This is a genomic window from Winogradskyella sp. R77965 (assembly GCF_044594915.1).
Lineage (GTDB): Bacteria > Bacteroidota > Bacteroidia > Flavobacteriales > Flavobacteriaceae > Winogradskyella.
In genome coordinates this window covers 1,764,942-1,778,902 of the sequence record NZ_CP138990.1, presented here as the reverse complement: position 1 = coordinate 1,778,902, position 13,961 = coordinate 1,764,942, and the positions used below count along the sequence as shown (strand labels likewise).

General features: G+C 32.2%; 11 protein-coding genes. 3 read left to right on the top strand and 8 right to left on the bottom strand.

Annotated features, from left to right (window positions below; translation table 11 throughout):
* The first annotated feature begins 35 nt into the window (after nucleotides 1-35).
* From SJY34_RS08005 to SJY34_RS07995, 3 genes are read left to right on the top strand one after another with little or no spacing between them, the layout of a single operon-like run.
* On the top strand, nucleotides 36-2,768 hold the full coding sequence (locus tag SJY34_RS08005; RefSeq protein ID WP_400081049.1) for a carboxypeptidase-like regulatory domain-containing protein: 2,733 nt from the start codon (nucleotides 36-38) through the stop codon (nucleotides 2,766-2,768).
* A 4-nt stretch (nucleotides 2,769-2,772) separates the two neighbouring features.
* Nucleotides 2,773-4,011, top strand: a complete 1,239-nt coding sequence (locus SJY34_RS08000) for a DUF4249 domain-containing protein (RefSeq protein ID WP_400081046.1) — start codon at nucleotides 2,773-2,775, stop codon at nucleotides 4,009-4,011.
* An 8-nt stretch (nucleotides 4,012-4,019) separates the two neighbouring features.
* Entirely contained in the window at nucleotides 4,020-5,750 is a 1,731-nt protein-coding gene (locus tag SJY34_RS07995) for a hypothetical protein (RefSeq protein WP_400081043.1), read from the top strand.
* On the opposite strand, the gene SJY34_RS07990 is transcribed toward SJY34_RS07995, so the two are convergent.
* The 8 genes from SJY34_RS07990 to SJY34_RS07955 all read right to left on the bottom strand — a co-directional run bounded on the left by SJY34_RS07990 (nucleotide 5,747) and on the right by SJY34_RS07955 (nucleotide 13,949).
* Nucleotides 5,747-6,913, bottom strand: coding sequence for a hypothetical protein (locus SJY34_RS07990; RefSeq protein WP_400081040.1), 1,167 nt, complete (start codon nucleotides 6,911-6,913; stop codon nucleotides 5,747-5,749). The genes SJY34_RS07995 and SJY34_RS07990 overlap by 4 nt on opposite strands.
* A 124-nt stretch (nucleotides 6,914-7,037) precedes the next feature.
* Nucleotides 7,038-7,931, bottom strand: coding sequence for a TIGR01777 family oxidoreductase (locus tag SJY34_RS07985; RefSeq protein ID WP_400081038.1), 894 nt, complete (start codon nucleotides 7,929-7,931; stop codon nucleotides 7,038-7,040).
* Between the two features lie 4 nt (nucleotides 7,932-7,935).
* Nucleotides 7,936-8,757, bottom strand: a complete 822-nt coding sequence (locus tag SJY34_RS07980; RefSeq protein ID WP_400081035.1) for a hypothetical protein — start codon at nucleotides 8,755-8,757, stop codon at nucleotides 7,936-7,938.
* Nucleotides 8,758-8,817: 60 nt separating this feature from the next.
* Nucleotides 8,818-9,321, bottom strand: a complete 504-nt coding sequence (locus SJY34_RS07975) for a GbsR/MarR family transcriptional regulator (protein WP_400081032.1) — start codon at nucleotides 9,319-9,321, stop codon at nucleotides 8,818-8,820.
* A gap of 94 nt (nucleotides 9,322-9,415) precedes the next feature.
* On the bottom strand, nucleotides 9,416-11,446 hold the full coding sequence (locus tag SJY34_RS07970; RefSeq protein WP_400081030.1) for a M3 family metallopeptidase: 2,031 nt from the start codon (nucleotides 11,444-11,446) through the stop codon (nucleotides 9,416-9,418).
* A gap of 1 nt (nucleotide 11,447) precedes the next feature.
* On the bottom strand, nucleotides 11,448-12,296 hold the full coding sequence (locus tag SJY34_RS07965; protein ID WP_400081027.1) for a hypothetical protein: 849 nt from the start codon (nucleotides 12,294-12,296) through the stop codon (nucleotides 11,448-11,450).
* 12 nt (nucleotides 12,297-12,308) lie between these two features.
* On the bottom strand, nucleotides 12,309-12,791 hold the full coding sequence (purE, locus tag SJY34_RS07960) for a 5-(carboxyamino)imidazole ribonucleotide mutase (protein ID WP_400081024.1): 483 nt from the start codon (nucleotides 12,789-12,791) through the stop codon (nucleotides 12,309-12,311).
* A 3-nt stretch (nucleotides 12,792-12,794) separates the two neighbouring features.
* On the bottom strand, nucleotides 12,795-13,949 hold the full coding sequence (locus SJY34_RS07955) for a 5-(carboxyamino)imidazole ribonucleotide synthase (RefSeq protein WP_400081021.1): 1,155 nt from the start codon (nucleotides 13,947-13,949) through the stop codon (nucleotides 12,795-12,797).
* Between the last annotated feature and the right edge of the window lie 12 nt (nucleotides 13,950-13,961).

Below are 13,961 nucleotides of genomic sequence, written 5' to 3'. Positions count from 1 at the left end.
GATATAAATGGGTTCTCTTATTTGTTTTTTACAACATGATAAACTTGGCTTTTAGCCAAGAAAACACAAAGGATATTTCTATAGAGTTTAATGAGATTACATTAAAAGATGCCTTTTCAAAATTAGAGGTGCAGACAAATTATAAGTTTTACTATGCGGAAGATTGGCTTAACGAAGTGATTGTAAATAAGGCTTACACTAATGAGTCTTTGGCTATTATAATTAAAGATCTTTTAAAGGATACGTCTTTAAATTTTTATATAACTACTGATAATCAAATTATTCTGACTCGTAACACTATAATTTACGATCAGCTACCATCAAATTATTTCCCTACTCAAAGTACAGATATAGAAGAACAACGAATCGATACCTTACAAAATAATACACCTGTTCTGATCAATAAAAATGATCAAAGTAATCTTATAATTAATACCGTAAGGGTAGGAAAAGAACAAAGAGGGAATTTGAAAAACAGGTATGATTTATCTGGTTATGTTTATGATGCTGATACGGATAAAACAATATCGAATCTAGCAATTGTTTCTAAATTAAAAAACGTAGGAGCTGTTACTCAGAATAATGGTTACTACGAGCTAAAACTTACACCGGGAATACATATTATTGAAATCAATGGATTAGGTTATGAGCGTATGCAAACGCGTGTCATAATTTATGATGATGGTAAATTGAATTTTAATGTAAAAAGTAAGGCAGAGGAATTAAGTGAGGTAGTTTTAAACTCTCAAGGAATTAAAAATATTGAGGATGCAAGTACAGGTAATACAAGAATAAATTCTGAAGAGTCAAAGAATATTCCTTTGGTTCTTGGAGAGCGTGATGTACTAAAAGTAGCAACACTTCAGCCTGGCGTAACATCAGCAGGAGAGGGAGCAGCAGGTTTTAATGTAAGAGGTGGGAAAACGGATCAAAACCTAATACTATTAGAGAATGCCGTATTGTACAACCCATCACATTTCTTTGGTATTTTTCCGGCTTTGAATCCATTAGTGGTAAGTGACATTGATATTTACAAGGGGAGTATTCCTGCAGAATTTGGAGGAAGAATATCTTCCGTTTTTGATATAAAAACTAAAAATGCTGACTATACTAAATTTGGAGTAGATGTTTCGGTGGGCCCTGTCACAGGTAATGTTGTTGTAAATACTCCTATCGTGAAAGAGAAATCGGGTCTTATAATTGGCGCAAGAGGAACGTACTCCGATTGGGTTTTAAGATCACTAAACGAGGCAGACCTAAATAATAGCGAAGCATCATTTTACGATTTTATTGCTAAGTATAATCATAAAATCAATGAAAAGAATAGTGTCCAAGCACTAGGTTATTACAGCAGAGATACGTTTAGTATTACTTCAGATTCGTTGTTCGGTTATAGCAATAGATTAGCTTCTTTAAAATGGCAACATCAGATAAATGATAGACATAATGCTACTGTAACTTTGGCCAATAGTCAGTATAGATTTAATATTGATTATGAGGATACTATGAGTGACGATTTTATACAAAGTTTTCAGATTGATGAAACAGCTTTAAAATTAAAATTAGATTATTCGCTTAGCGATACTCATAATATTACCTATGGCCTCACTAGTAAACTTTATGGCATATTACCAGGTAAAGTTGAGCCTCAAGGAGAAGGTAATCTTATTACGCCTGTTAATATTCCTAAAGAACGAGGAATTGAAGGCGCATTTTTTGTTTCAGATAGCTACAAGATCAATGAGCGTTTTCTATTAGATTTAGGGTTTAGATTTTCTTTCTTTTCATCTTTAGGTGAGGCCAATAAGCGTGTGTATTCTGATGGAACACCGAGATCAGAAAGTTCTGTAATCGATACGGTAAGCTATAGCAAAAATGAAGTTATAAAAACTTATGTTGGCCCTGAATTTAGGTTGGCTGCCAGATATTTTTTATCAGACGATTTTTCTGTAAAAGCTAGCCTCAACAATACATTTCAATATATACATACCTTGTCTAATAATACGACTGTTTCACCTATTGATATTTGGAAATTATCAGATAATTTTATTAAGCCTCAGCAAGCAACACAATTGGCTTTAGGCTTATATAAAAATCTTAATGTAAATGCTTATGAGTTAAGTTTAGAAGGCTTTTATAAAAAGCAACATAATATTTTAGATTTTAAAACTGGTGCGGATATTCAGTTAAATGAAGCTGTAGAAACAGAAATATTACAAGGAGAAGGTAAGGCTTATGGTGTTGAGTTTTTATTCAAAAAAAATCTTGGAGATTTAAGAGGATGGATAGGTTATACATACTCTAGATCATTTTTTAAATTAGACAGTCAATTTGCTGAAGAACAGGTTAACGATGCTAATTATTTTCCATCTAACTTTGATAAACCACATGATTTTACTTTGGTGTTAAACTATAAATTATCACAACGTATAAGTCTATCGAGTAACTTTTTATATCAAACAGGAAGACCAGTGACGTTCCCAACCGGAAACTATCAATTTAACGGAGGAGAGTTTGTATTGTATAGTGATAGAAATCAATTTAGAATTCCTGATTATTATAGATTGGATTTAGGATTAAATTTTGAAGGCAATCATAAAAAAAATAAATTGGCGCATAGCTTTTGGAGTTTGTCAGTATATAACGTTTTAGGGAGAAATAATCCTTATTCTGTATTTTTTATAAATAATGATGGTGAGATACAGGCTTTGCAAAGCTCTATATTTAATATACCTGTACCTTCTTTAACCTATAACATTAGTTTTTAATACCATGAGAAAGTATTATAATTATCTAATATCAATCAGCAAAAAGCAACCGCGTTTTGTTATAGCGTTATCCGTTTTAGTTTTTAACTTTTCTTGTGTGGAGCCATATGAAGGTGATTTTGGTAGTTTTGAAGATGTTTTAGTAGTTAATGCTATAATTACTAACGAACTCAAAAGACAAGAAGTAACACTTACAAGATCATACAGATTTGAAGAGGAAGAGCCACCATTTGAGACAGATGCTGAAGTTTCAATAACTACAAGTAACGGTAATCAATACAATTTTGAAGAAACTCAGCAAGGCGTTTATGAGTCTATAGAACCGTTCGCTGCAGAGCTACAAAACAACTACACTTTAAATATTACAACGTCTTCCGGTAGAACATATCGTTCTACTCCTATGGAACTGCCTGTCGCCAGTACAACTATTGATGATGTGTTTGCTGAAAGAATTATTAACGATAATGGCGAAGAAGGCATAACAATCAATATTGATAGTTATGATTCCTCTGGGTCTTCTAAATTTTTCAGACACGATTTTATTGAAACCTTTAAAATTATAGCACCTTTTTGGAGTCCTTTTGATGCAGTATTTGTAATTGAGGGTTTTGAAACTTTTGAGATTCCTGTAATACTTAGAGAACAAGAGGAGCAAATTTGTTATGGTACAAATAATTCATCAACTATAAATGTTGCAAGTACGCAAGCATTGGTTGAGGATAGATTAGATGACTATAGCGTTAGGTTTGTAAATAGAGATAATTATATGCTTTCTCACAGGTATAGTATATTAGTTAAGCAATATGTTTTAACACCAGAAACCTTTGCATATTATGATACTTTGAAAGGATTATCACAATCATCTACTACTGTTTTTTCTGAAGATCAGCCAGGATTTCTTGCAGGAAATATTGTTTCATTAACAGATCCTGATGAAAACGTTGCTGGCTATTTTGAAGTATCTACAGTAGCAGAACAAAGATTGTTTTTTAGTTACGAAGATTTTTTTCCAGGAGAAGAATTACCTCCTTATGTTATAAGTTGCGTGCTTCAAAAACCATCAACAGCAGGTAATTTTGGAGAGCGTGATTTAGTGAATATTATAAGAGAGGAAAGTATGCGTTTCTACGATTATAATACTAATCCACAACCTGGTGAAGGCCCTTATATTATGGTTATACCACAATGTGGTGACTGTACAACACTAGGAAGCAATATTGTACCCGATTTTTGGGTTGAATAAAATAGTTAATGAAATTAAATTACGTTTATATTATTATCCTATTCCTTTTAACTAAAATCTCTTTTAGTCAGCAAGATTATACTCAAAATAGTGATGCTATTAATGATGTTTCTGCACCAATGGAATCCATTTATATAGATATTAATGGTGGACTTTTATTCTCAGGAGAATATCTTTATTACTCATTGTTTTGTTTTGATTCTACTACAAAGAATATGAGTCAACTAAGCAAAATTGCCTATGTTGAACTCATTGCGAGTAATGGTGATCGCATCTTTAAACATAAAATTAAATTAGATAGCGGCAGAGGATATGCCGATTTCTTCTTACCTGTAACACTTAATACAGGTCATTATAAGTTAGTGGCATATACCAATTGGATGAAAAATGTCGATTTCAATAATTTTGGTATTGCTAATTTAACCATTATTAATCCTTATAGATCAATTGTAGAAGCTGATAATACTGTTTCTCTAAATGACTTGCCGATAGTGAATAAGTACAGTCAGTCGATTGTTTTAAAATTGAACAAAAAAAGTTATGGAAAAAGGCAAAAAGTTATAGCAGAATTACAAGATTCATTAAATAATATTTCAGGAAGTTACTCTGTAAGTGTAAAGCGTAAAATTGATATACCTTCTTCAAGGCTTTCTAACGCATTAGATTACTATCATCAACTAAAGCCACAAAAAATCAGCTTTTCAAAATTAGATTCTAATGTGTTCTTGCCAGAGTTTAGAGGTGAATTATTTAAAGGGAACATAAAGCATAAAATTGAAGATACACAAGACAACTTAAAGGTTGCTATTTCAATTGAACATGATTTTAATATACTCAACATAGCACATACAGATACTGCAGGTAATTTCTATTTTAATGTGGATGAAAATTATAGTACCAACAATGCTTATTTTCAGGTGCTTGAAGAAAATTCACAAGATTATGATATGGTATTAGAACCAAAACCTGAGCTCGATATTTCTGAATTTAAATTTGAAGAGTTTCAATTAAATCCAGAATGGAAAGACTTCATTATAGAGCAGAGTATATATAACCAGGTTGAGAATGCTTATTTTGAATTTAGGTCAGATTCACTCTCAATTTTAACTCATGATAATTTATTTAAAGGACGAATTTATGAGTCTTATAGCTTAGATGACTATAACCGATTTCCAACTTTGAAGGAAACAGTCCAAGAAATAATTAAAAATACATCTATTAGAAAAGATAATAAAAGACAAGATGTTTTTGAAATACAGGGCTTTAATTTTGGTACAAATACAAGCATAGAACCCATGTTGCTCTTAGATGGTGTAATTGTAGATGATCATAGTAAGATGATGGATTTCAATGCCACTACTATTAAAACTATTAAAATCTATAGGGATCAGTTTGTGATAGATTTAGAAGTGTTTCAAGGTATTATTAATATTGAGACGATAGGTGGCTTAACTACTAATGAGTTTTTAAATAATGGCAATATACCTAGCATACAAATTAATAAACCTGAAGTCAGAAAAACATATTACAAGCAAACTTATACAAATGAAGATAGACGGTCTAGATTACCAGATTTTAGACAACAATTATTATGGATTCCTATTTTTAATATTTCAGAGGATAACAAAACTATAAGCTTTTTTACTTCTGATATAAAAGGGATTTATGAAGTAAAGCTAGAGGGATTTACCTCAAATGGTAAGCCAGTTTCTATTCTCAAAGAATTTAAAGTCGATTAAAAACCTATTGTCCAATTTTCTGTCCATATTGGTGGTAAGTTCCTATTTCCTGCACCATTTGTTGAGCCTTCCGTATAAAAATTTGTAGTTCCATTGTAATTAGAGCTATTAAAATTTGTTAATGGATTATCAAATTCTATGGTATTGATGAATAAATTACCAGCATCTATCATTTCAGATTCAGTAATACTATTAACGTTTATACCAAATTGAATTTGCGATGTATATACGTTAGTTAGATTAAAGAGACCACCACCATAAGTATAATGTATTGCACTGTTAGATAAAGGACCATTGATAGTAATATCATCTATTATTGCTGATGTTGTAGGTTCAGCACTAAAATCTGATTTATTATTTCCTAGTTCTATACCAGACTTATTTTGATTGGATAAATACCATGAATTGCCTGTGCCATTCCATCCACCTGATACCTTAATACCGGATAGACTCGTGTTTAATGAAACTAGATTTGTAGCATCAATTCGTCCACCAAAAATTTCAAATCCATTACCTAAACTTTCATAGGCTTGTATATTTTGAACCGTGGTAAAAGAACCGACACCATAAAATGTTAAGGCATTAAATCGTTTTTCATCTCTAAAAAGTGCTCCAGTATATTCAAGCCTTAAATGCCTGATAACACCAGAGCTGGTCTCGTTATCTGTACCACCATAAAAAATATCACCTAGTTCTGATCGTGAGTTTATAGCGTTGTTTGTTGGAGCTTGACCACATATTATTAATCCTCCCCAATCACCTGCTTCAGGATTTTCACTATCTGATGTAATTACAACCGGATTGTCCGCGTTTCCCCAAATAAAAATTTGCCCACCTTGAGCCACTGCTATATATGCATTGCTGTCGGTTAAAGCCTTGATTTTTGTACCTGGGAAAATCTCTAGTGCACCTCCATCTCTAATAATATAAGGACCAGTCAATTTATAATCAACATTAGAAACTAAAATACGTCGAGTTACTAAGGTACCTTCCAACGCATTTTCTGGAACACAACTGTCATAACAACTACCACCGCAATCAATACCTGTTTCGTTACCATTTTGTACTCCATCCTCACAAGAGGTGACAATAGTTGCAGTTCTATCGTCATCAGAACACGAAAAAAATACCAAAGCCAAATTAAGAACAATTAAGTATCTCATTATAATCCGAAAAGTCATTTTTGTTTTTAATACTTCTATTGACAATTTTAAAGATTCTATTGGATTGTGTTCTATTTTCATTTCAGAATAAAAGTAGCATAAAATTTCGAGAAATAAATTATGATTACAAAAGAGCGATTAGAGCCTCTTCTATTTTTCTGTATTTAAATTTAAAACCAGAAGCTTTGAGGTTTTCTGGAATTACATTTCTACTTTTTAAAACCAACTCTGATTCTGTTCCAATTAGTTGAGCTCCCAATTTCAATAACCATTTCGGGTGCGATAATCCAATAGGAATTTTCATTACTTTTCTCAAGGTTTTCATTAATATCTTGTTTGTGATGGGCTTTAATGATGCAATGTTAAATGTTCCTTCTAAGTTTTGTTCAATTAAAAAATCAATCGCTCTGGCAAAATCAGTTTCGTGAATCCAACTGACTTTTTGCTTGCCATGTCCTTGTTTTCCACCTAGACCAAATTGTGTAAGTTTTTTCAGTGGTAATAGCGCACCACCATTTTTACCCAAAACTATAGATGTTCTTAAAATGATTTTTCTAGTTTTTGGTGTAATGATACTATTAAAAGCAGCTTCCCATGACTTTGCAATATTCATAGAGAAATCATCACCAATATCACCATTAGTTTCGGTCATTTCCTTATAATAAGAGTCTTCATAGATTGTAGATGTAGACATATTTAACCAAACTTTTGGGTGATTACAGCAAAGATTTATTGCAAGGCCTAGCGCGTGTGTAGAATTGATACGAGAATCATAAATCAGTTTTTTATTTGTTTCGGTATATCTACAATCTACCGATTTACCGGTAAGATTTATGATAACATCAGTTTGTTCTAAGATCTTTGTCCAGTCATTTAAATCTTTTGCATTCCAATAAATATGATTGTATTTAGTTGGTTTTCGGGTTAAGATGTATACCCTGTTTCCTTTTTCTAGAAAATAGGTTTCTAAGACTTTACCCAAAAAACCTGTTCCACCTGCTATAGTTATGGTTTTCATAATATTAAATGTATAGAATGATTAATAAAACGAGTGCACGATAGAGTACCCATGTTATTGATAATAATGATGGTAATTCTAAGAGCTTAACGCGTCTTATGTGTTCGTAAAGCATGAAACTTACTGTTAAACCAAACAAAGTAATTAGGACTATTTCTGGTAAATTCACTATTGAATTGATAAACAAAACAGGAATTATTATTAAACTTCCGATAAGAGAAACGGTCATCAAATTTCCCATATAGTTCAGTTGTTTTTCAGTCTTTAGTTTTGATATAAATACGGTTTGAAATCCAATCTGACCTAAAGCTATGAGGCATTCTCTTAAAAAATTTGATTCTGGAATTACACTAATTGTTTTACTGAACTTGAAAAGCACAACACTCGTTATTAATGTAGCAAACAGAATATAAATAGTTCTGTATTTGTAACTAAAATCGGGCACACACTGTAAAGTTTGACTATTGTCTTCCTTACTTGGAATAATAACTTTTCTGTTGTAGGATATAAATGAGTACAGTTTTTTAAGTCCAAAGTTAATAGGATTGAGATTGCCGATTCTTTCTACCCAAGGTATTGAGTTGCCTATCACCTTTAGTAAGCTATCTATTCCATAAATAACAGTATTATTTTCGGTGTCAATAAGTGCAATTTCGTTTGATGCTCTTTTAAGATCTACAAAATCTTCTTCAACTCTGCTTAAATCACAGTAAGGCTTCCGTCCATTTTTATCTAACATTTTGGCTTTTATAAAACCGCTTGTGTAAACGTTACATAAAGGACAGTCTTTGTCGTAGAGTAGGGTTTGGTTTTGTAGAGTCTTCATGATTTTTATTGTTTTAAAACTTTCAGGAAATATTGAAAGTTTAATTTAAAAAATATATGCTTACTTCATTAGTTTTAAAACTGACTTTGTTAACCAATTTTGTTTTTGGTTCACGAGCTTGTTCATTAATGTGTCTAAATCGTCAGTTATATCTTTTAAAGCTTTAGTTTGTTTTATCAGTTCTTTTGTTTTCTCAGTACCATCATCTTTAATGGAAGAAACGTCTTCTAATACTTTAATTACTGGTTTTATCTCTCTTCTGCTTCGTTCTTTTGCAATAATTCTAGCCAATTCTTGTACATCTTTCTCTGTCGTAAAAAACTCTTTGCGCTCACCAGAAATCAATATTTTAGTAACAATTCCCCAATCTATAAGTTGTCTTAAATTCATACTAGTATTACCGCGAGAGATTTTAAGATCTTCCATAATGTCTTCCATAGACAACGGTTTGGTAGAAACAAAAAGTAATGCTTGTATTTGTGCCATAGCTTTATTTATACCCCAAAGTGTACCTAAACTTCCCCACGTGCTAATAAATTTATCTTTTGCTTCTTGGTATTCCATACAGCAAATATACAATAATTTTTAAACTTTCAATAATTATTGAAAGTTTATTTTAAATGAAAAGAGAATTAGTTTTTAATTCCCTTTTATTAATCTATTTTATCAATCCAGCGCGTCGTAACAAAGCCTCAGGTTTTGGTTCTTGTCCTCTAAACTTTTTATATAAGGTCATTGGGTTTTCGGTACCACCTTGAGATAGTACATAGGCTTTAAACTTTTCTGCAACCGTTTTATTAAAAATTCCCTCTTCTTTAAAGTATTCAAAAGCATCGGCATCTAAAACTTCGGCCCATTTATAGCTGTAATAACCAGAAGAATAACCACCTTGAAATATATGTGCAAAAGATGTGCTCATACAATTTTCAGCTACTTCAGGATATAGACTAGTGTCTCCAAATGCTGCAACTTCATGAGCCTTTACATCTTTAATATTTGAAGGATCAACACCGTGCCAACTCATATCTAATAATCCGAAGCTAATTTGACGTAAGGTCTGCATACCTTCATGAAATGTTGATGATGCTTTTATTTTGTCGATGAGTTCCATCGGAATGACTTCGTCCGTTTCGTAATGTGTAGCAAATAATTTTAAAGATTCTTCCTCGTAACACCAGTTTTCTAAAATCTGACTTGGTAATTCTACGAAATCCCAATAAACACTTGTACCAGAGAGACTTGGATATGTTGTGTTCGCTAACATACCATGTAAGGCGTGTCCAAATTCATGAAACAAAGTAGTGACTTCATTAAAGGTTAACAACGAAGGTTTACTTTTGGTAGGCTTTGTAAAATTACAAACTATTGAAACATGAGGTCTTTCATTAACTCTGTTTTTAATCATTTGCGGTTTGTAAGATGTCATCCAAGCTCCATTTCGTTTTCCCGCTCTTGGGAAAAAGTCAGCATAAAATATAGAAACTAATTCACCTTCACTATCAGTAACTTTATAGGTTAAAACATCCTCGTGATATTTGTCTATAGTATCTATTTCTTCAAACTGTAAACCAAATAATTTTTCTGCAACCGTAAACGCTCCATTGATGACATTTTCTAATTTGAAATACGGCTTCAATTGTTCATCATCTAAGTCAAATAACTTTTGCTTTAACTTTTCGGAATAATAGCCTGAATCCCATTTTTGTATTTCATCAATACTATCAAGTTCTTTTGCAAAACTTTCTAATTTTTTAAATTCTTTGTCAGCCGCAGGCTTTGCTTTTTCTAATAATTCGTTTAAAAATGTATTGACCTTTTCCGGTGTTTCCGCCATGCGTTCTTCTAATACAAAATGCGCATGGGTTTTATAACCTAATAGTTGAGCGCGCTCAAATCTTAAATTGGCAATCTTTAGAACAATATTCTGGTTGTCTAAGTCATCATCTTGAAACCCCTTTCTTCCAAAAGCTTTAGATAGTTTTTCTCTTAGCTTTCTGTTATCAGCATAAGTCATAAAGGGAATGTAACTTGGATAATCTAAGGTAATTAGCCAACCGTCTTTGCCTTTGCTTTCGGCTAATTGCTTAGCTGCTTCTTTGGCACCATCTGGTAAACCTGATAAATCAGACTCATCAGAAATATGCATTTCAAACTTGTTGGTTTCTGCCAAAACATGTTCACCAAATTTTAATTTAAGTTGACTCAATTCTTTATCAATGGCTCTTAATTTTTCTTTTTTATCATCAGATAAATTAGCACCATTTCTTGAAAAACTTTTGTACTTCTTGTCGAGAAGTGTTTCTTGCTCTGTTGTTAAGTCTAAACCAGATTTTGAATCATAAATCGCTTTTACACGTTTAAATAAATCCTCATTTAATGTGATATCGTTACTAAATTCAGACAACAATGGCGAAACCTCTTGAGCTATTTTCTGAATCTCGTCATTGGTCTCAGCTGAATTTAAATTGAAGAAAATACTAGAAATACGATCTAATTCTTCACCAGAATAATCTAAGGCTTCAATAGTATTTTTAAAAGTTGGAGCTTCAGAGTTCTTTACAATGGCATTAATTTCTGCTTTGGCTTTTTCAATTCCTGTTTTAAAAGCTGATAGAAAATCTTCAGTCTTTATTTTAGAAAATGGAGCTGTATTGTATGCCGTGTTGAAGGGTTTATTTAGTATTGTCATGCTAATATTTTTTATATTCTATAAGGATTTCTCCTTTATCATTTTTTAAGCTTAATTCACCTGTATTAGTTAATTCATAATGCCAATTAAACGGTTCTTGGTCTATTTTGTATTTAACTAATTTTAATGTTTCATCTTCAGTTTTTAATAATTGTAGTCTATTATCTCTTTTGATATAGGTTCTATTGTCAGACATAGTTAAAATTTGAAAATTACCTAAAGACTTATCTATATTATTTTTAAAATTTTGTCTCTGCCAAGTGCCAATTACTTCCTTAGTATTTAGCTTCATAAAACTTCTATGTTGCGAATATGCATTTTGTAGACTAGTGCTAACTTTCGAATACTTTATACCATTTAATTTGTTAACCAATATTTCATGAATATTATTTTGATTAAAAAGTGAATAGTCATAAAAAGTCAATGAAATGCCTTCTAAATAATAGCTTGGGTAATTTTGATTAATCGAGTTTTTGCCTTTGTTTGTTGATATTAATTGGTTAATAATAGGCCAATAAGCTAAGCTAGTTTTACTAATATAATTATGAGCATGAACCACCCAAGGAGCATTAATATTTGGCTTATAACTTTCCTTGCCATGAGTTTCAATTATTAAGGCAACTCTTATCATGTTTGCTACTGATATTGAATCTCCTTCTTTTTGGGTTTTAGTTTCTTTTAGGTAAGTTACCTGGTCTAAATCATAGAGCTTTTTCCAATAACTAGAAATCTGTTCATCTGTTTTTAAATTTGAAATCTCATTTTGATAGGATTCAATAGGAAAGAAATGTTGTGTGTCATTTTTGCATGAGAATACAACTAGAAATAATGTTAGTAAAAGAATTCTCATTAGTATTATAATTTACTTCAAACCCTTAGCAGAATCAATAACTTTGGCCTTAAGTCCTTCCTTATAAACCATTATTTTATCTAATATGCATTGGTCTGAGCAACCTAAAATTTGAGCTGCTAAAATGCCTGCATTTTTAGCTCCATTTAAGGCTACGGTCGCTACAGGAACTCCGCCTGGCATTTGTAAAATAGATAAAACAGAATCCCAACCGTCTATAGAATTACTACTCTTTACTGGTACTCCAATAACCGGAAGAGGTGACAAAGAGGCAACCATTCCTGGTAAATGGGCAGCTCCACCAGCACCAGCAATGATAACTTTTATATTTCTTTTATGAGCATTTTTACTATAATCGAATAGTTTTTCAGGAGTTCTATGTGCAGAAACAATATCAACTTCAATTTCTATATCAAATCCTCTTAGAATATCAATAGCGTCTTGCATTACTGGCAAATCGCTCTTACTTCCCATTATTACGCCTACTTTGCTCATAATTTATTCACTTATAACTTCAATTGTACGTTTTACTTTCTCAGCAACTTCGCGAGCTACTGCAATATCTTTATTTACTATGGTCACGTGGCCCATTTTTCGGAATGGTCTGGTTTGTTTTTTTCCATAAATATGTGGAGTCACACCATCCATTGCCATAATTTTCTCAATATTCTTATATAGAACATTACCTGTATAATCCTCAGATCCAACTAAATTCACCATAACTCCAGCAACTTTACTTTCAGTATTACCTAGTGGCAATCCTAGTATACATCTTAAGTGCTGTTCAAATTGCGATGTGTAACTTCCTTCAATACTGTAATGACCAGAATTATGTGGTCTTGGCGCTACTTCATTGACTAAAATTTCATCATCTTCAGTCTGAAACATTTCAACAGCTAACAAACCAACATGTTTAAAGGCAGCTGCAGTTTTAAGCGCAACCAATTCTGCTTTTTTGGCAATTGCGTCAGGAATTCTCGCAGGACAAATTACATATTCGACTTGGTTTGCTTCAGGATGAAATTCCATCTCAACCACAGGATACGTTTTTAAATCGCCTTTTTCATTTCTGGCAACAATAACAGCTAATTCGTTTTTAAATGGAATTAAGTTTTCTGCAATACATTCAACATTTGGTAAATCAATAGTGTCTGTATAGCGTTTTACAATTTGTACTCCATTTCCGTCATAACCGAATCGAGCACTTTTCCATACAAATGGATAACTCAATCCTCCATGTTCAACAGCATCTTGAATCTCTGAAGGATGGGCAAATCGCGAGAAATCTGCTGTTGGTATATTATGATCGCGATAAAATAGCTTTTGTACCGCCTTATTTTGTATCGTACGGAGTGTTTTAGATGACGGGAATACTTTGATACCTTCACCTTCGAGCGTTTCAAGAGCATCGACATTGACGTTTTCAATCTCAATAGTTAAGACATCAACGTTCTTTCCGAAGTTTACAACCGTATCATAATCTAATAAATCGCCAGTGGTAAATTCATCGCATGCAAGTCTAGATGGAGCATCTGCACTCGGATCCATAACGCAAGTGTAAATGTCAAATTTGCGCGTGTCATATAACATCATTTTGCCCAGTTGGCCTCCGCCAAGTATGCCAAGTTTGAAATTTGAAGAAAAATAGTTCATATTCATTTCCCT

Excerpts from the sequence above, each read along its gene's own strand:
- SJY34_RS07970 (WP_400081030.1), bottom strand. The coding sequence starts at position 11,446 with ATGACAATACTAAATAAACCCTTCAACACGGCATACAATACAGCTCCA.
- SJY34_RS08000 (WP_400081046.1), top strand. The coding sequence starts at position 2,773 with ATGAGAAAGTATTATAATTATCTAATATCAATCAGCAAAAAGCAACCG.
- SJY34_RS07985 (WP_400081038.1), bottom strand. The coding sequence starts at position 7,931 with ATGAAAACCATAACTATAGCAGGTGGAACAGGTTTTTTGGGTAAAGTC.
- SJY34_RS07955 (WP_400081021.1), bottom strand. The coding sequence starts at position 13,949 with ATGAACTATTTTTCTTCAAATTTCAAACTTGGCATACTTGGCGGAGGC.
- SJY34_RS07975 (WP_400081032.1), bottom strand. The coding sequence starts at position 9,321 with ATGGAATACCAAGAAGCAAAAGATAAATTTATTAGCACGTGGGGAAGT.
- SJY34_RS07990 (WP_400081040.1), bottom strand. The coding sequence starts at position 6,913 with ATGAGATACTTAATTGTTCTTAATTTGGCTTTGGTATTTTTTTCGTGT.
- SJY34_RS07980 (WP_400081035.1), bottom strand. The coding sequence starts at position 8,757 with ATGAAGACTCTACAAAACCAAACCCTACTCTACGACAAAGACTGTCCT.
- SJY34_RS08005 (WP_400081049.1), top strand. The coding sequence starts at position 36 with ATGATAAACTTGGCTTTTAGCCAAGAAAACACAAAGGATATTTCTATA.
- purE (WP_400081024.1), bottom strand. The coding sequence starts at position 12,791 with ATGAGCAAAGTAGGCGTAATAATGGGAAGTAAGAGCGATTTGCCAGTA.
- SJY34_RS07995 (WP_400081043.1), top strand. The coding sequence starts at position 4,020 with ATGAAATTAAATTACGTTTATATTATTATCCTATTCCTTTTAACTAAA.
- SJY34_RS07965 (WP_400081027.1), bottom strand. The coding sequence starts at position 12,296 with ATGAGAATTCTTTTACTAACATTATTTCTAGTTGTATTCTCATGCAAA.